Here is a 408-nt window from a genome sequence, read left to right as displayed (position 1 = left end):
ATGCTGGAAGACCTGATCGCCGCCGCCTTCAACGATGCTTCGAACAAGATCGATGCCGAGTCGAAGTCGAAGATGGGTTCGGCCACCGCTGGCATGCAGTTGCCGCCGGGCATGAAGCTGCCGTTCTGATTCTTGGCGGGGGGCCGGGGGGGGCAAGGGCCCCCGGGCACCCGACCTGGGGCCTGGGGCGGCGATAAACCTCGGGGTGGGGCGGCGGGGATTGCGGGGGGTGTGTTTTTTGGGGGGGGGCGCCGGGGGGCGCCCGCCCCCCGCTGCAACCCTCAGTCGAGCATGGCTCGACTCTACACGTAGCTGTCGAGCTTGCTCGACGCCATCAAAGCACACCGCCGTGTCCGCACCCCTGCTTGAACAATTGATCGACGCGCTGCGGGTGCTGCCTGGCGTGGG

Annotated in this window: 1 protein-coding gene; it reads left to right on the top strand. The window is 67.9% G+C overall.

Features of this window, described 5'->3' with window-relative positions; all coding sequences use genetic code 11:
* On the top strand, positions 1-129 hold a 129-nt coding region (locus tag R5H29_RS09870), incomplete at its 5' end, for a YbaB/EbfC family nucleoid-associated protein (protein WP_332329121.1).
* Between the last annotated feature and the right edge of the window lie 279 nt (positions 130-408).

Origin of the sequence: Stenotrophomonas sp. A3_2 (assembly GCF_036624925.1) — a bacterium.
In the GTDB taxonomy this organism is placed as follows: domain Bacteria; phylum Pseudomonadota; class Gammaproteobacteria; order Xanthomonadales; family Xanthomonadaceae; genus Stenotrophomonas; species Stenotrophomonas hibiscicola.
The sequence above is the reverse complement of the archived record's forward strand: the minus strand, read 5'-3'. Positions and strand labels throughout refer to the sequence as shown.